The organism is Acidobacteriota bacterium (genome assembly GCA_039028635.1).
GTDB lineage: Bacteria > Acidobacteriota > Thermoanaerobaculia > Multivoradales > JBCCEF01 > JBCCEF01.
The window spans coordinates 87,653-104,490 of the sequence record JBCCHV010000009.1 but is presented as its reverse complement, the minus strand read 5'-3'; the positions used below and the strand labels follow the sequence as shown (position 1 = coordinate 104,490).

General features: G+C 61.9%; 14 protein-coding genes. 5 read left to right on the top strand and 9 right to left on the bottom strand.

From position 1 onward, the window contains the following. Positions 1 to 12: 12 nt before the first annotated feature. Positions 13 to 795, bottom strand: a complete 783-nt coding sequence (locus AAF604_06070) for a phytanoyl-CoA dioxygenase family protein (GenBank protein MEM7049204.1) — start codon at positions 793 to 795, stop codon at positions 13 to 15. 122 nt (positions 796 to 917) lie between these two features. Here AAF604_06070 and AAF604_06065 point away from each other — a divergent pair, with 122 nt between their 5' ends. Then, positions 918 to 1,358: a hypothetical protein gene (locus AAF604_06065; protein MEM7049203.1), complete on the top strand. Its 441-nt coding sequence runs from the start codon at positions 918 to 920 to the stop codon at positions 1,356 to 1,358. Between the two features lie 18 nt (positions 1,359 to 1,376). Here the strand turns inward: AAF604_06065 and AAF604_06060 are convergent, their stop codons facing one another. Together AAF604_06060 and AAF604_06055 are read right to left on the bottom strand one after the other, a co-directional pair. Continuing rightward, positions 1,377 to 2,654, bottom strand: a complete 1,278-nt coding sequence (locus AAF604_06060) for an AarF/UbiB family protein (GenBank protein ID MEM7049202.1) — start codon at positions 2,652 to 2,654, stop codon at positions 1,377 to 1,379. Between the two features lie 215 nt (positions 2,655 to 2,869). Then, positions 2,870 to 3,787 carry an SMP-30/gluconolactonase/LRE family protein gene (locus AAF604_06055; protein ID MEM7049201.1) on the bottom strand — a complete coding sequence of 306 codons (918 nt, stop codon included), beginning with the start codon at positions 3,785 to 3,787 and terminating at the stop codon, positions 2,870 to 2,872. A gap of 129 nt (positions 3,788 to 3,916) precedes the next feature. On the opposite strand from AAF604_06055, the gene AAF604_06050 reads away from it, so the two are divergent. Further along, positions 3,917 to 4,774 (top strand): AraC family transcriptional regulator, encoded by an 858-nt coding sequence (locus AAF604_06050; protein MEM7049200.1) that lies wholly within the window; start codon positions 3,917 to 3,919, stop codon positions 4,772 to 4,774. A gap of 287 nt (positions 4,775 to 5,061) precedes the next feature. Here the strand turns inward: AAF604_06050 and AAF604_06045 are convergent, their stop codons facing one another. Continuing rightward, on the bottom strand, positions 5,062 to 8,166 hold the full coding sequence (locus AAF604_06045; protein ID MEM7049199.1) for a hypothetical protein: 3,105 nt from the start codon (positions 8,164 to 8,166) through the stop codon (positions 5,062 to 5,064). Positions 8,167 to 8,327: 161 nt separating this feature from the next. On the opposite strand from AAF604_06045, the gene AAF604_06040 reads away from it, so the two are divergent. Beyond that, complete coding sequence (locus tag AAF604_06040) at positions 8,328 to 8,813, top strand: nuclear transport factor 2 family protein (protein MEM7049198.1); 486 nt, start codon at positions 8,328 to 8,330, stop codon at positions 8,811 to 8,813. Positions 8,814 to 8,921: 108 nt separating this feature from the next. Here AAF604_06040 and AAF604_06035 read toward each other — a convergent pair whose 3' ends face one another. After that, a complete protein-coding gene (locus tag AAF604_06035) occupies positions 8,922 to 9,932 on the bottom strand; it encodes a S41 family peptidase (GenBank protein ID MEM7049197.1) in 1,011 nt (336 codons plus the stop codon). A 94-nt stretch (positions 9,933 to 10,026) separates the two neighbouring features. Further along, positions 10,027 to 10,725 (bottom strand): hypothetical protein, encoded by a 699-nt coding sequence (locus AAF604_06030; GenBank protein ID MEM7049196.1) that lies wholly within the window; start codon positions 10,723 to 10,725, stop codon positions 10,027 to 10,029. Positions 10,726 to 11,151: 426 nt separating this feature from the next. Here AAF604_06030 and AAF604_06025 point away from each other — a divergent pair, with 426 nt between their 5' ends. Both AAF604_06025 and AAF604_06020 read left to right on the top strand, forming a co-directional pair. Then, complete coding sequence (locus AAF604_06025) at positions 11,152 to 11,370, top strand: amidohydrolase family protein (GenBank protein ID MEM7049195.1); 219 nt, start codon at positions 11,152 to 11,154, stop codon at positions 11,368 to 11,370. A gap of 1,115 nt (positions 11,371 to 12,485) precedes the next feature. Continuing rightward, complete coding sequence (locus tag AAF604_06020) at positions 12,486 to 13,160, top strand: tetratricopeptide repeat protein (GenBank protein MEM7049194.1); 675 nt, start codon at positions 12,486 to 12,488, stop codon at positions 13,158 to 13,160. A gap of 18 nt (positions 13,161 to 13,178) precedes the next feature. Here AAF604_06020 and AAF604_06015 read toward each other — a convergent pair whose 3' ends face one another. From AAF604_06015 to AAF604_06005, 3 genes are all read right to left on the bottom strand, one after another. Then, on the bottom strand, positions 13,179 to 13,568 hold the full coding sequence (locus AAF604_06015) for a type II toxin-antitoxin system VapC family toxin (protein MEM7049193.1): 390 nt from the start codon (positions 13,566 to 13,568) through the stop codon (positions 13,179 to 13,181). Beyond that, positions 13,565 to 13,804 carry a hypothetical protein gene (locus AAF604_06010; GenBank protein ID MEM7049192.1) on the bottom strand — a complete coding sequence of 80 codons (240 nt, stop codon included), beginning with the start codon at positions 13,802 to 13,804 and terminating at the stop codon, positions 13,565 to 13,567. Before AAF604_06010 ends, AAF604_06015 begins: the two co-directional genes overlap by 4 nt. Before the next feature lie 181 nt (positions 13,805 to 13,985). After that, positions 13,986 to 16,811: a TrlF family AAA-like ATPase gene (locus AAF604_06005; protein MEM7049191.1), complete on the bottom strand. Its 2,826-nt coding sequence runs from the start codon at positions 16,809 to 16,811 to the stop codon at positions 13,986 to 13,988. Positions 16,812 to 16,838 lie beyond the last annotated feature (27 nt).

Below are 16,838 nucleotides of genomic sequence, written 5' to 3'. Positions count from 1 at the left end.
GGCAACCGTCTCTCAGTCGTCGCCGCGCGGATGAAGTCCGTACAGGCGACGGCGCCGCGGGCTCGAGCGCTCCAAGATCTCCGTCGGCAGACGGTAGTTCATGAACGGATAGAAACGCTGCGCGATAAAGCGCGAGCCATAAGCCGCATGCAGGGTGACGCGAGTTCCGGCGCTGTTCGGGCCGCCGCGATGCCAAACCGCGTGGTGGTAGAAGACCAGGTCGCCGGCACGCCCGACGGCCGAAACCGGACCCTGGCCTTTGTAGCTCGGCTCTTCGTAGGGCGCGGGCTCGAACCCGGAGCGATGACTGCCCGGAACCAGTTGCGTCGGCCCCAGCTCCAGCGGCACGTCGACCAGGTAATAGATCAGGTGGACTCCGGTGCAGGGCATCGGAATCTCAGGCGGCAGCTCGTAGCCCGACGGCAGCGGGAAGCGCACATCGTCGTCCACGTGCCACTCGCCGATGGTATTTCCGGGACTGGTCTTGGCCGCGGCCTGAGCACAGAGGTGGCAGTTGGTGCCGAGGATCGCCTCCAAGAGATCGATCACCCCCGGGAAGTCCACCATGTCCTCGAAGATCGGATCGCGCTCGAACATCTGAACCCGGATGATCGAGCCATAGCCGTCGTCGGGCTCGTCGAAGGCGGCGAGCACACCCTGCTTCAAAACCTCGATCTGATCGGCATCGAGCACGTTGCGCAACACCAGATATCCCTGGCGATGAAATTGCGCCAGCAACTCGTCGCGGTGGCGATCAACCTGCTGAGAAAATCCCACTCCTTCTTTAATCGACATATTCAAATTCTATCAGATGTTATTTCCCGCGCCGGCTCGCCGGATCGGCTGTGCCGCGAGCCATTGATGCACTCGATCGGTGAGCTTCCCTCGCGCTCGCCACTTCCCGAAAGGAGCACCCCATGAGCCCGAAGTTCGCGCCCTCCGTCCGGATCGTCTTGACCTCTATCCTCGTCGCGATGACTGCCATCGCCGGTGCCGCGGCAAGCGACGCCGGCCTCTCCGCCGAGGAAGGCGCCGCGGCGGTGCGCAAGCACATCGAGACCCAGAGCGCCAAGCACGGCAGCTTCTGGGTCTACGACGCCGTCGCCAACGAGTCGCTGCGCCTGAGCTTCAAATCCCTCGACCAGGAACGTTTCGGGCTGACCGAATCCACCACCTACTTCGCCAGTGCCCACATGACCGACGAGTCCGGATCACCCTTCATCGTCGACGTGTTTCTTCGCGGAACCGATCCCGAGAAGCTCGAAGTGCTCGAGGTGACGATTCAGGAGCGCGACGGAGCCGCACGCTACGACTGGCAACGCGAAGACGGGCTCTGGTCTCGCAGCGGCCAAGACTAGCGCCGCGGGCCCGCGGTCTCATGGATCGCGGTTCAACCGATGGCGCACCAGAAAGGCCATCGCCTGACGCTGAAAATCGAGGGTTGGGTGAGTTTGCTTGACGATGCCTTCGTACACCGCCAGCGACAGAATCGTCATGGTGAAGGCCGTCGAGCCCCGCAGATCGTGACGACGCTGGAGCTCGAAGAGCTGGGCGACGAAGGCGGCGACCTCGAAGTCGTCGGTCACCAGCCGTGAGTGATGCGCGATCAAGGCCACCATGGCTTGCGTAAACCGTTGCGAATCGAAGGCCGGGCCCTTGAAGACCGCCATTCGCTCCACCACCGCGGCGCAGCGCCGACCGTCGTTGGCGACCATGCCGGAGAAGAAGGTCTTGAACTCGCGCCGATCGGGGTCGGGCAAGAGCGCGACCAGCCCGGTGTCGACCAGAACCACCTCACCCCGGTGGCGAAAGAAGACGTTGCCGGGATGGAGATCCGCATGCACGAAACCATCGATGAAGATCATGCGGAAGAGGGTCCGAAGGCCGGTGAGGGTCGCCTCTTCGAGGGCGGATCGATCGAGAGACGAGCGGTCGAGGCGCTCGAGGTCCGGGAGATACTCCATGGTCAAAGCTCGTCGGTTCGACCACGGCGCGATCACTTTCGGCAGGCACACCGCCTGGTGCTCGAGGTTGGCACGAAAGCGGCCGTTGCTACGCGCCTCGCCCTCCAGGTCGAGCTGCTGCTCGACAGCGGCGCCGACTTCGGCGACCGCCTCGCGCAGCGGCAGCGGCCGCAACGGCGGCAGCCAGTCGATGGCCCGAACCATCAACCCCAACAGGCGCAGGTCGCTGCGAATCTGCCACTCGACCTTGGGACGAAGGAGCTTGACGGCGACCTCCCGCACCCCATCGACGGGCTCCCTCAAAGTGGCGCGATGAACCTGCGCCAAGCTGGCGCTACCGACCGGCCGGAGATCGAAGTCAGCAAAGATCTCACTGGGATCGCGCTCGAAGGCGTTCTGTAAGAGAGCCGGTATGCGGTGAGCGGGGATCGGCGCCACTTCATCCTGCAGCCGCCGCAGCTCGCGAACCAAATCGGCCGAAAGAAGATCCGGCCGGGCGCTCGCCACCTGTCCGATCTTGACGAAGGCGGCACCGAGTCCCTCGCACAGCTCGACCAGCGTGCGCCCGATCAGTCGCGCCGAAGGCGTGGCAGCACTTCGCCCTCTGAAAGGCCGCCGAGCGGCGAGCAGCCGCCCACCGCAGCGCAGACTGTGCCAGGCAAGGAGTCCGGCGACTTCGGCCGCGCGCAAAATCGCACTCGAAAGGCCCAATCGGCTCATGCGATGGTCAAGGAAGACTTGCTCCAAGGCTTCGAATCGAGGCTGGCGCGGATCCGGTGATGCAAATCGTCCAACTGCTCGTCAATCAGCTTATAGCATAACTAAAATTACTTCTTCCTCGAAAACGATCCGCCGCCGACCGCCTCGCCGCGGAGAAACAGAGAGGATCAGGTCGACCCGAGCTCTCAGCGTTCGAGGATGCGGATGCGGGTCGGCGCGAGTTTGCGACCCTCTGAGGTTTCATCGGCGACCTCGTTGACGTAGAGGCGGCGGCCGTCGGGGCTGACGGCGATGTCGTTCGGGAAACAGAAGCTCGCCTCCAGGAGCGCGCCGTCGGCACCGCCCTTCTCGCCGCTGCCGGCGAACAGGGTCACCTCGCCCTCGAGACTGACGGTGTAGATCTGGTGGGCCTTGCGAGCCACGACGTAGAGCACTCCGTGGGCGAAGACGATGTGGCCGTTGTTGCCCCCCGGCAGGGTCGCCAGCACCGTCGCTTCGCCCCCGGGCGTGATCTTGATCACGTCACCGCTGTAGAAGTTGGCGACGTAGAGGTTGCCGCGCGGGTCGAGAGTGATGCCGTTGGGACACTTGAACAACGGGCTCTCGACGAAGCGAGACGAGGATCCGTCGGCGGTTATTTTCTGAATCGAGTTGCCGCCGCAGTTGGCGATCCAGAGAACCCCCTGGTCGTCGACCACCACGCCCACCGGCCCGCTCACCCCTTCCTTCACGAAGGTCGTGACCTGACCGTCCGGGGCGACGCGACTGATGAAGCCGCCCCGGATGTTCGACTGGTAGAAGCTGCCGTCGGCACCGAGGGCGACTCCCGAGGCACCATCGAAGCCGCGAGCGAAGACCGAAGTCTCGCCGTCCGGAGCAATTCGGAAGAGACGTGTCCCGGCGGTTTTCGGATCCCCCAGGATGGCGCCGAAGTCGGCAGAGTAAACGAAGCCATCGCGGTCCACCACCAAACCACCGGTGCCGCCCGGCACCTCCGCCAGGGTGGACACTCGACCGGCGCCGGCATCGCCAGCCGCCGTGTCGGAACCCGATACCAAACCGGCGACCAGAACCATCGGCAAGAGAAAATCCCGCTGCTTCATGCTGAACCTCCCTCCTCCATTCATCCTCGGACGGCGAGAACGCTACGCGGATCGGCAGGGACTTTCTATCGAGATCTTGACCTCCATCCATGCAACCCGGTCGTCGGAGCCGCCGTACTCTTCCCCAGCGTGAAGGCTGAATCCGACGTCCAGACGGTGGTGTTCACAGGCCCGGGCCTGACCCTCTGCCGATTCCGCTGCCCGCAGGGGCATGAACGGTGGCGGCGAGAGAACCGCATCGTCGATGGCCACAACATCGCCTTCGCCGAGGTGCCGGTCGAGATCCGCCATGCCGACCAACCGGCCGTCCGGATCGACCCGAGCGTCGCGGCCTATTACAACCACGGCGATCCCTTTCGACGCCGACAGCTCCATCCGGCCGGGGACTCGGGCAACATCTTCCTCTTCGACACCGAGACCCTTCTCCCGGCCCTGGCCCGGCATGACCCGGAGCCGGACCGGGACCGACCGCTGTCGCTGCAAGCGGGCCCCGTCGACTCTGGCACCTATCTCAAGCAGCGACTGCTGCTGGCGACCGTCGAGGGGCGGTCGACAGTGGATCCTGATTGGGTTCTCGAGCAAGCCCTCGAGATCCTCGAAGAGGTTCTCGCCACGAGCTACGAGGCGCGAAGCGTTCCGCCTTCCGAGGATCGGCGAGGGCGCGACCGGATCGAGGCGGTCAAGGATCGCCTGGCCTTCGAATGGCACCGACCGTTGACCCTCGCCGAGCTGGCCACCGAGGTCGGAACGTCGGTGTTCCATCTCTGCCGCAGCTTCAAGCGCTACACCGGAGTCACGGTGCACACCTATCGCCAATGCCTGCGCCTGCGAGCCGGGCTGGTGCGGCTCGAGCAGAGCGACACATCGCTTGCGGACCTCGCCCTCGACCTCGGCTTCTCGCATCAGAGCCACTTCACCGAGACCTTTCGGAGAGCCTTCGGCGCTCCCCCGGGCAAGGTCCGGAAGATCCTCCGCGAGGCGGACTAGCCCGGGATCCCAGACTCCGGCACGCTGGCGGCGGCGTCCCGACATCAGAGCTCCCGGAGGTTCCCTCAACTTGACCGGCGACACCCTGTTGCGAAACCCATTGGTTTTCGCCGAAGGCTTCGAAACCGGCGACACGGGACAGTGGAGCACGGTGGCACAGTAGAAGCATGCCGTCGAGCCTCGACCCAGAGCGAGACGGCTGCTCCTGGGCCTCGGCTCGAAGCACCAAACCGCCGGCCTGCATTCGCAGAACCGGCGGTTCGGTAGCTCACGAAACTCCTGACGTCCTAGAGATCCGTCACCTCGACATCGGTGTTGTTGACCGGATTGGGGTCATCCCCAGCACTGGTCAGGAAGACCGTGTTGACCACCGTCGAAGGCGCCTGACTCAAGTGGCGTGCGCCAATCGTCCAGAAGCCGATACCGGTAGTCTCGCCAGCCCCGAGGGAAGGAATCTCGCCGGTCAACTCGAAGGTTCCCGACGACCAGGGAATCGGAGTCCACTGATCGAGGGTCAGGGTGCCGCCGTTGCCGGCGACGAAGGTGTCTTCGACCGGAACGACGACGAAGGCACCGTCCCAGGCGAGGAAATCCTTGACCACGAGATCGTAGGCCTCGGAGTCGCCGAGATTGGTCACCGTCACCCAATAACCGACAAAGAAGTACTCCCACTCATCCGCGGCGAAGATCGACGGCAGTCGGAAAGCCTGCTTGGTGATCGCGAGGTCGGTGGGCTCGATGCGATCCCGCTCGGAGACCTCTTCGACATCGATCGAAGCGTTGTCCCCGGCAAGACGCGAAGCGTCGAGAGCGGCGCTCGAGTACACGGCAGTGACATCCAGCGGATGGGTGCTCTGGAGCACCAGAAAGCCCTCGAAGAAGTCCGCCGCCTGGGCGCCAGATTCATCGTTCGGGTCGGCCGCGGCGAGACGCTGCCGCAGATCCTCACAGTCCGAGGCCAGCGCCTCGTCATAGTCGAGGGAATCGAAGGACAGCGGCACGATCGGCCCCGGCTGCTGGAATCCGGGCGGAATCGACAGCGCGAGCTTCTTGCGGAAGCGCGACCGTTCCCGGCCCGGGCTGTGGACGTTCACCGTGGTGGCGTAAGCACCACGCGCCAGCACCAGCTCCTCCGCCTCGGGCTGCTCGCCGCACACCACCTTGGTGGCATACTCGTAGCGAAAATCGACCAGCGATTCGCCCAGCTTGGTGACCACGGCGTCGATTTCGCCCAGCAGCTCACCCTGGTAGGGATCGCGAACCGGATAATCGTCCGAGAAGGTGAAGCCAGTGAGGTAAGTCGAGCCCTCGTGGTCCACCGCCACATCGGTGCCGACCTCTTCCGAAGTCCCTCCGAGATAGGTCGAGAACAACAACGCGTCGGCCTCCGTGGTCAGCTTGGCGACAAAGGCATCGCGCAGGCCAGCGGGGGTGTCCTGGATCGGAGAAGCGAGCGGCAGCTCGCCCCCCGAGGACTCGCCGGCGATGACCGCCGCACCGTAGGCGTCGACGGCAATTCCCCGCGCCTCTTCGAAGTTTGGGCCTCCGAAGTAGGTCGAATAGAGAACGGTCTGCCCGGCGCCATCGAGCTTGACCACGTAGGAGTCGGAAGAGCCACCGAAGCCCGGCTGGAAAGCATCGGGGGAAGGCTCCGGGAAGAGATCTCCACCGGTCGTCCCGGTGGCGAAGATCTGACCTTGATTGTTGACCGCAACCGCCAGGCCGTCGTCGGTCTCGGGTCCACCGAGCAAGGTGACGAACACCGGCTGACCGGTGGACTCGAAGCTCGCCAGGAAGGCATCCTGGAGGAAGTTGTCGTTGACCGCCTTGAGGGCGTTGACGGTGGGCAGAAGGTCGGGCCCCAAGGCCGGACTGAGGGTCGTGCCGATCACCACCACCCGACCGAACAGGTCGATCGCGACGTCCTCGGCAGAGTCATCCATCGCGGAGGCCAGGAGAGTCGAAAAGACCAGGCCCGAAAAATCTGGCGCGATGACGGTGACGAAAGCGTCCTCGGCATCGATGTAGGTCTGGAACGGCTCCTCCAGCGGGAAGTCCTCGGAGTTGGTGTCGCCGACGACGGCGATCTCACCCTCGGGCCCAATGGCAACGCCCAGACCGCGCTCGTGGTCGCTACCGCCGAGATAGGTCGAGAACTCCAGGGTGTCGCCGCTGGCATTGAACACGGTGACGAAGGCATCCTCGGCGGTGGTGCCCATCGAAAGCTCGTTGAAGAGCTCGTCCTCGAGGGGGAAATCCTCCGAGACCGTGCTGCCAGCCACGGTCACGAAGTCTCCAGGGCCGATCGCAACCGCATTGACCACGTCGTAGTCCGCACCGCCGAGGTAGGTCGAAAACTCCAGGGTCTGACCGTCGGGGGCGAAGCGGGTCACGAAACCATCGGTGTGAGACTCGAAGGTAACGCTGGCGAGGTCGCTCTGAAAGGGATTCTCCACCGGAAAATCGATGGCACAGGTGCGCCCGCCGATCACCGCCCGGCTCTGCCCATCGACCGCAATCGACTGGGCACTGTCGAGCTCGCCACCGACCGAAGGGCAGGTGGTGCGATCGACGGTCTGACTGCCGCCGAGATAAGTGGAGTAAAGGATCTCGGGATCGATCACCAGCGCGCGATCCGGGTTCCGGCCTTCCACCACGAAGCCCACCGAGCCGTCGGCCAACAGAAGATAGGCCACCTCGACCTCTCGCCGGCTATCGTCCATCGACTCGAAGGCAAAGGGCCTCTGGTGCACCACCTCGCGACCTGGCACCGCGACGATCAACTCGCCGTCCTCACCGAGGCGAACGTTCTCGGCCCCTTGGAATCGCATGCGAATGACCGACGGGTCGACGCCCGCCGCGACCAAGAAGTCGTACTTCAAATCGCCGTCTCCGCCGCGATCCCGGTAGACCAAGTCGATCCCCGGATAGACCTCATCAAAGAGCACCTCGCGGTAGCGCGAAACACCGGTGATCGACTCCGATCCTCGGAGATAGTTGAAATGACCGGCCGCCGGCCGGCGACCCTCCGTCCGCGCCTGCCGCGAGCCAACGAGCTCCATACGCAGAAAATCGGCCTCGAAGCGGCCTTCGACCGAGGTCGGCTCGGCGTCCAGGAGCACTACACTCGAACCGTCTTCAAGAATCAGCGTCTCGCCATTCCAGAGGTAGGCGATGTAGGCGGGATACTGGCCCCGGTTCTCCTCGAAAGTCCGTTCCGCGTGCTGCGGCTGAGGAACGAGAGGAGGGAGATTGGCCCCGGCCGCGACCTCTTCCAGCGGGATCGGCGGCTCGAGATCCGACAGAGGACTGGGGCTGCCCGGTGGCTGGGCCAAGGCAGCGCCGGCCAACAGGAACAAACTGAGGAATACTGCGCTTCTCGATATCGACATCACACACCTCCGTGCGAGATTGGTTTGCTTGAAGGCCGCGAAGCGCCATCGCTTCTCAGGCCCACTCGCCAAGCAACGAAACTCGGCATGGGAATGTCTCAATCGGGGGTAGCAGTGCGCTCCCGTGGACGAAACCGCCGTCTCCGGGATAGGGTCACTGCATGAGCATTGGAAAGAAAGGTCAGATCTTGCTTGCCGCGCTGCTCGTCGCAGCGCTGTCCACCATCCCGAGTTTTTCTGCCCCTTCGTCCTCGAGCACGGACACGGCGATTGATCAGGCACCCGCGACCGTCGACCTGCCGCCAGAGCTGGCGCGTGTCCTGACCGACTACGAGGCCGCCTGGCGAGCCCGCGACCCACAGGGCCTGGCGGCCCTGTTCACCGAGGATGGCTACGTCCTATCCCACGGACGGCCCCCGGTCGTCGGCCGCAAAGCGATCACCGAACGGTACAAAGGCAGCGGCGGTGATCTCTACCTGCGTGCCTTCCGCTATCAAACGTCGGGAGATATCGGTTACATCCTCGGCGGCTACACCTACACCGAAGGCGGCGAGGACAACGGCAAGTTCACGCTCACCCTGGAGCGTGATTCCGACGGTCACTGGCTGATCGTCTCGGACATGGACAACTCGAACCGGAGCCGGTAAGCCGACAGCTCGGCATCGTCCGTCAAGGCCGCCCCGGTCCCAGTCCAGCACATCTCCCAAGAGGTCGAATCCCATGGCCTCTCCCGGCCTGAATCCCGTGCCTGCCGATCACTCCAGACTGGCCAAGACCTTCTTCAGAGTCTTCTTTTCGGCGGGCTGCGTCGCTTGTTCGAGCAAGGTTTCGACGGCAAGGCGATGAGCGGTGCTCAAGGCGCGATCGGCCGGGACCTTTTCGTCCGGCTCGACGCCCACTCCTTCCCAGTTCGTGCCGGTGCGAGGATTGATCGCCCGGGCGGTGGGAATCGCCACCCGGAAGCGCTCCCCGAGCGGAAAGATCTGAATCGGATGAGCCGCCCCGGCCGTGGTCTCGCCAACCAGGGTAGCGCGCTCGAAATGCTTGAGGTGATAGCTGAAGCCTTCCGCCGCCGAGGGAGTGGCAGCGCTCGTCAGCACGAAGACGGGACGATCGTTGTAATGGGGAGACGGAAGGTCAGAGCGAGTGCGGAACTCCATCATCTCGTCGCGGTTGCGCCAGTAGATGCGGCTCAAGACGAACGGCTCGCCGGTGAAGAGGTAGCTGGCCAAGTAGGCAACCATCGCCGGGTGGCCGCCCCGGCTGGCGCGAACGTCGATCACCAGTGCGTCAGTCCCGGCCAGCTCAGCGAAGGCACCGTCGACCGCGTCGGCACCGACCGCCGGATCCACAAAGGCGGCGATCTCGAGATAGCCGACGTTGCCCGCCAGAACCTCGGTCCGCCTTATCCCGCCCGGCGCGCCGGAGGAAGGAGCCGCAACGAGGCCGCCGGCGGTTGCCAGCGGCCGCACCTGAACCCCGAAATGTAGATCCGAGCTCGCCGCCCGCAGATCCCGAGTCAGACCGAAGGCGACGCCCGAGTCCGGTCCCTGGTAAGCGTTGTTCTCCAGTTGCTCCCGGAGCGCTCGCTCGATCTCGGGAATCCGCTGCTCGAGGATGTAGTGCTCCTGAATCAAGCCGATCAGCTCCGCGACCAGCGGCGCCGCTGTCGCGTCGCTGTGCGCTTCCTCGCCCGCGAAAGCCGTCGGCGAGCAGATCAAGACCGCGAGGAGGGCCGCCGCAGCGCCGCGTCGAAGCCACGCCACGAGGGCACCGCCTGGAGTCCGAGCCCCTTTGCAAACTGTCGAGCTCGCCGATCGAGTGTCAGGAGCGTCCGGCATCTTGGCTTCTACTGAGGAGTCATGGGTCTTTGCTGCAGAAGAACTTCTGCTCGCTCCCGTCGCGGATCGTTCGAGGGTCGACACTTTCACCATTGCCTTCTGACCGCAGCTCATGGCTACCGCCAGCGGGATCCAGGTTCTCGCAGTTCCCTGAGCCAACCCAAATCCAGGCATGCCCTTCGACGTCCGGGACCCGCAAGATAGACTGCTTGCTGTCGCTGGGGTCCTCCGACGGCTGATGGCTCCAGCAGTCATCAAAGGTGCTGCTCTCCCCCTTCTTCCAGGGGCCCTGGGCGTCCGGGCGCGAGCCTCTGAGATCGGAAACCAGGGGACCTGACTCGCGGACATGGAGAGTGTCCGATCCGCTGCAGCAGGAGTAGACCCTCGGCAGGGTAGTCGGGTCGTTCTCGTCAACGACGTCCCCGATCACCTTGGTGAGAGTTCGACGCGGGTGATCGCGGGCCACGATGGACATCTTCCAATCCCCCTGCGCAGGCCAGAGGGATTGCGAGGCTTCATCGTCCTGCTGCCGCCAGTAGTCGCCAATGTTGGTGGATTCCGTCTTCCATTCACCCTTCGGATCCAACAGGTGGTTGGCGAAGGGCTCGCTGGTGAGAACCTCGAAACAGTCGATCGGCTGGGCATCGACAGGCTGGGCCCACGCCATGCCGAGCATCATGCAGGTAACCGCGACAAGCAGTATTTGGACTCGATTCATCTTCGAATGGCTCCCTCTCCGCAGATCAAAATACGACCTCCGCCATGGCCTCGGGAGCTCAAAGGAACCTACCGCTGCTGCTCGCAGGCGCCCTCGACGCTCTCAGGGGTTGGGGGAAATCAAATAGTGCAGTCGATAATTTTCGACCGTTAAGGAAATAATCTTCTCGACTATATATGAGCTCAGGACTGCTTTGGCGCAGAAGAGAGGGCGGTTGGGGGGCAATCGCTTGGTGAGCCGTGGGGACGGGCTTCGCAGCCTCCACGGCCGCGCGAAGCCGCTCCCTCTTCGAGCGATCCCGACGCACCCGAGAGCAGGTCGGCGGGCAAGACGGGCGCCGAGCCACCGCCGCGGACGTGCCCCTCGCCCTCTGCACCGACACCAACTATCCGCGGGTCTTCCCGGGCTACTCGGCCCATCAAGAAAATGACGCTGATGGTCGCCGCCGGCCTGACGTCGGCCCAAGTCCTCACCGCTACCACCGTCGGCAGCGCGTCCCTTCTCGAAGAGGGAGAGCGCCTGGGTCAACTCCAGCCGGGCTATCGAGCCGACCTTCTACTGCTCGCAGGCAATCCCCTCGAAGACATCCAGCACACCCGATCGCTGCGTCATGTCGTGATCGGCGGCGTCGTGCACGAGCGGTGATCCGGGAGGCGGCCAGGGGCACCTCGCGGAGTGCCAGCCTCCCGTGCGGTTCGAATCGCCCTCCTGAGGCGAACCGCCTTCAAAGCTCGAAATCGCTCCGCCTTCGTCAGGCTGTCGCCTCGGAGAGTCCCTTCTCGCCCCACTCGGCAGCCAGCGGCCCCCGAGGGATCCTTCCCATGCCACCTTAAATCATTGCAAAAATTACGCTTGCCTCTTGATGTTCGGCTACTACGCCCTCGGTGGTGAGCGCTCGAGTCGTCGCTTGCCTTGCCAGGAACCAGCCTCTAACATATTCACAATGTCTAACTCTCTAAGATCCCAAAGCCTGTGGCTGATATCAATCGCCATGGCGACTTGCCTAACGGGCTTGCCCTGTCATGGAGGAATCTCGATCAGCTTTTGTGGCCCGGAATGCCTCTGCATCGACTATTCGACAGGGTTTGGCAGCACGATCGAAGTTCGTTGCAATTCCGGCGGCGAGGGAGGCTGGGCGACCGAACCTTCGGAGGATCTTGAGAACGTGCCCGATGGGCCCGGCAGCTTTGGTGGAGATGGAGAGCCCGGCGAGGGATCAGAGGCGAATGCGCCGTGTAGTAGTGTCGTCCTAGAAAACAAGATCCGTTTAGGGCAAGCCCTCTCTCGAGCCCGCTCGAAGCTTTCCTGGAAGGGCCGCGGTGTCAATCGCTCCCCGACTACCTGCACGACGCTCTTTAGGAATTCTCCGCTCAGACTCGTTCCTAAAGATGTTCTCGCCGATAGTGGATCTGGGTTTCGGGCAGTCTTTCGAGAGGCGGAGAACTGCAGTCTGCCTGGTGGTCAAGCCAATCCTTGCAGCACCGGCTCCGCAGCATTCACTACTTGCTGCACTCACAGCCCCTACATCTACCTGTGCAGCGAGTTCTTCGAGATGGATGCAACGGAGGCCTCGGAAACCCTCATCCACGAGCTCCTTCATGTCTTCGGTCAGCGAGAAGACAATACAACCGACACGGGCCCTGGGAACCCTCCAACCACTCACCAGCTCAACGATGTCGTACGCGCAGCATGCCGCAACCCCACCGTGATCCCACGACCCTAGATCAGGACGGCAACCCATGATCCTAAGAATCTCTCTGATGCTGCTAGCCCTCGCCATCTCACAACCGGCGATCGGGGATTCGACCACTCCTTCTCAGGACCAGGTCTGCGAGACCCTCGTCAGCAAAGCCAAGGCCTTGAAGGGCCTCTCGCGGCAAGAAACACTTCAGCACGCATTGGCTCGATGCCAGCAGCCCGAGGTCTCGCCGGAGGTCCGAGCCAAGGCGGTTGTCGAGGCTGGATGGATCCTCGACCTAAATGAGCAGATCCGGCTCTACTCGAGCTCCGTCCAGCTTCTAAGGGAAGAAGCGCCGAACAGCGAGTTCATTCCGAAAACCCTCGTCAAGCTGGCAACCGCCGTCACCAAGCAAGGACGCGCACAAGAAGGTCTTGAATACGCCGAAGAGTCTCTCGCCGAACGCGAGCGCCTCTTCGGCGAGGCCAGCCGCGAGTACCTTCGCGGCCTCATCGTCGTAGGAGTCGCCCACTCCACGTCTGATGGCGATGCTCCAACAAAGCCTCACTTAACCACAGGCTACGACTATCTCCAGGAAGCCGTCCGTAGCGCCACAGAGCACTTCGGTCCCAAAGACCCCACAACGGTCAGCGCCAAGATCCAACTCGCCCTAATCCTGCGCGAGATGGGGCGGTACGCCGATGCCGAGGCGTTGGACGACGAGATTCTCGACCTGGAGTTCGACGAGGGTTGGTAGAAAGGAAGTCCTGAACCCTCAGCCCTCAGCCATGGGCTCGAGGCGAAGACCCGCGATCCGGCCGAAGTGCTGGTGATTCCTCGTCAGCAGCGACGCTCGCCGGGCAACGCAGCAGCCGGCGATCAAGTAGTCCGCCATTCCGATACCACGACCGGAGGACTCGAGCTGCGTACGAACCGAAGCGGCAGCCTCCATCGAAGCCGTGTCGAAAGGAATCACCGTCAGTGCGGCGAGGAGACTCGCAATCGCCTGGAGCTGCTTCTCGCTCCGCCCACCGCTGCATAGCTCGAAAGCGATCACCGCCGTCGTCGCCAAGCCGTCTCCAACAAGCAGTTCCCGAACCTTGGCCGCTCCTGGATCACGGCCCCTCAAGGCATCGATCAAAACATCCGTGTCGACGACGATCACCGCCAGGTCCGCCGCAGCTTCCGCACGTCCCGCTCCAAGGCCTCCGCCTCCTCGGCGGCCAGGCTTCCCAGCGCTTCGAGCGCAGCGGCGACCCGTTCCCTACGATCCAGCTCCGCCTCGAAGTAATGGTCCAGAGCCTCCTGAACCACTCCAGAGAACCCCTTCTCCCTCCGCTCGGCCGCCAGCTTCAAGAGCTTCGCGCGCTGCTCGTCCGTGATCTCGACTGTCGTTCGCATGGCCCCATCATGACCTGCATGCACATGCATGTCAATCTTAGTCCTACCCCAGAAACACCCTGGCGAGTTAACTTAAGTACCAATAAACAGGACACTTGCCAAATGGGCGGCACCTCTATCGGCCGGCCGGAGGGTTGCCAAGTGGGTGGCACCTCTACCCGGCACATCTACCGGTTTGGCATCAGAATCGGTACTTTGCTCTTCGCAACTCGAACGCCGCCTGACCACCATCCATGATCTCGACCACAGCACTTCTCAATCGAGGTGTCTCCAGTGCACCATCAACCCAAACGCTAACCCTAGGTACTCCACCGTCACCACCGGCCAACACTGAAGACCGAAGGGCTATTACTTTATCCGCATCACCATTGACCACGACATTTGGGTTATGAGTTGCAAATATCACCTGCCTCTTCTGCTTAGTCTTCCTTAGCAGCGAGACAATCCGCATTATCACTCCGCTATCCAGATCCTCTTCTGGCTGATCAACAATTAGGGTACCGGCTTCCTGGATGAGCAGAAGCTGTAGTAGAGCACCCGCTTGCTGGCCGGGGCTCGCAGCCTCAAATTGGATATAGGCGTCGCCATCCAAATACTCAAATTCAACGACTTCCCTTGGATCGGCAGCCAATACTGCCACGACTTTCTCCTCCGACATCCTGAGGAACATCTGCTCAACCTGCCGCTCTGTCAGGCCAGAGAGATTGGCTCCAAGGCACTCCTGAAGGACTCTGACGTCAACAGCACCCCTTTGATCTCCTTCCACAACATGAAGCCGGAAGAGTCTCAACAACCGATTCCCGAGCGCTTGCCATTCATCCCTCTCAACTAGTCGCCGAGTCCACTCGTCAACCTTAAACTCTAAATCGTGCACCATCGCTCCAGCCAGCAAACCCTTCAGCGCCTCAGAATAGGCACGGGGAACATCTGGACTAACGACAGTTGCTCTCAGCACCCCCTCTGACACATCAGAAGTCTTCGCCGCCGCCTCACTCAGAACTGTCCTTCGCTTCGCGAACTCCGAGCTCAGAGCCTCGCGTGCCGCCAAGAGCTCCTCCCCTGCACCGCCCAACTTTGCGATCCTGCCGCGGACCTCCTTACCTTCCCGCTCGGCATCCTCCAAGGCTTTCTGCAATTTCGCCTGCTCATCTACTAGCCTTGCGAGTCCGGCCTGGCGTTGCCCTGCCGCCTTTCGATGCCCCTCAAATGCTGACTTTAGAATCTCAAACCGCTGAGCCCCAGAGTTCAGGCCCTGAGTCAGTTCATCAAGGATTCGACCAGCATCTTCCAGAGAGTTCTTCACAGCCTCTTTCGAGTTAGTCACCTCTCTTGCTATCGACTTGATAATTTCAAAGTCCTGATCATCAGGAATATCACCTGTTCCAATTGAAACAGATGAAACTCTCTTGACCAAATCATCAACCTGCCGCCCTAGACCAACTAGGTCAGCCCTTAACTCAGCGAGCAGCGAGCCACCCCGAAGGAAGTACTGAGCACGAGACAGGATCTCGCTATCGGCCTCCGACACCCCCTGCTGCACCAATTGATCGCTGATTGACTTCAATCGCCTCCTCAGATCCCTGTAGCGTGCTGCAACCACGTTGCGGCCGGATTCAAGGGCCCAAAGATCAACAACCTTACCGAGAATTCGACGAATGCTTCTCCGGTGCTCCTCGACACTTGCCTCTACTGCATGCCGCTTCTCCCACAGCTCAGCAGCTGCGATACTCGACACTTGCCTCATCGCGTCAAGGCGAGAAGGTTTAATCGTCGACAGCTCTTTCTGCTCGTAGGCACGAGCGCGGAACCTTTCTTGGGCAACGGGGACTGAAATCTCCTCCTTAGGTTCTTCTGCAACCTGCACCTGAATGGTCTCGCGATCACGGAGGGTTCGGCGCCACGTCTCGAATACCCCGTCTCGATCGAGATCGACTTCTACATAACCGTTTGCCAGGGTAGTTTCCAGAAGACTCTTAAGTCTCGACTTCTCAGGAGACTCGCCGGGAACATCTAGACTGCTGCGCCCCAATCCGAACCGAAGAAACTCAAGGAGAGAAGATTTTCCCGATCCCCGCCCGCCAATTATCGCCGTGAAGCCGTCATTGAAGGTGATTCCCGTTAGACAAGTCAGCGTCGAATCGACCCTGACCGCCAGAACTCTCTGCGATGGGACTGTTGGTCGCTCAAAGCGAATGCGCGCCTCGTCAGCCAAGAAGGCCTGTCTAAGTGACTCAGCCGTCGGCTCACCCAATCGAATCCAGCAAGGATTGACACCGAGATCGGAAAAATCAGCCCTGCGATTATCTCCAGTAACGACGAGGCCCCGTCGCCGACCACCCCATTCCTTGTCCTCGCCATAGATCTTCCGTCTCGCACTTTGGCTAAGCCTTGAGAAGGCTGTTTCAACATAGAAACCGACGCAGTTCAGGTTCCTAAACCTGGAATGGAACTCACGACGCAAGACACTCTTATGAGCCCCATCGCCACCAGCGTGCGGAACTACGACGCAAATCGGATCGAGGACTGCGTCAAGACCGATTTCATCGACCAACTCTTCGACTCTTAGCCCAGCATTCGAGGCCGGCGATGCCACTAGCTGATCATCACCAATCTGGTCGACCTTCTTGAGTTTTCCAAGCAATCTATGCAGACGGGCGGGTTCGACTCCAACATCAAAGATCACCAATGCTTGGCAAGCATCATCACAGGTCACCTCAATCCCAGGAAACAACCAGAGGTCTTCTTCCAAGTTAAGTCTCTTGATTGCATCGACCACATAGGGAATCATGCAAACATCATGATGATCAGTCAAAGCGATCGCAGAGAGGCCTATCGCACGACATTCCAGGACAAACTTCTCAGACCATTCCTTGCGGGCCTGCTCTAGATCCGTTACCTCACGCCCCTCAAAACGGCGGCCTTTCCAATTCGGATCGCGAATACTGTGAACCTGTAGATCGACTCGGCGCCAAGTAGCACCTGGATGTTCACCGGGTGAAAGTGTCATCAATTCGCAGACCCCAAACGATGGCTG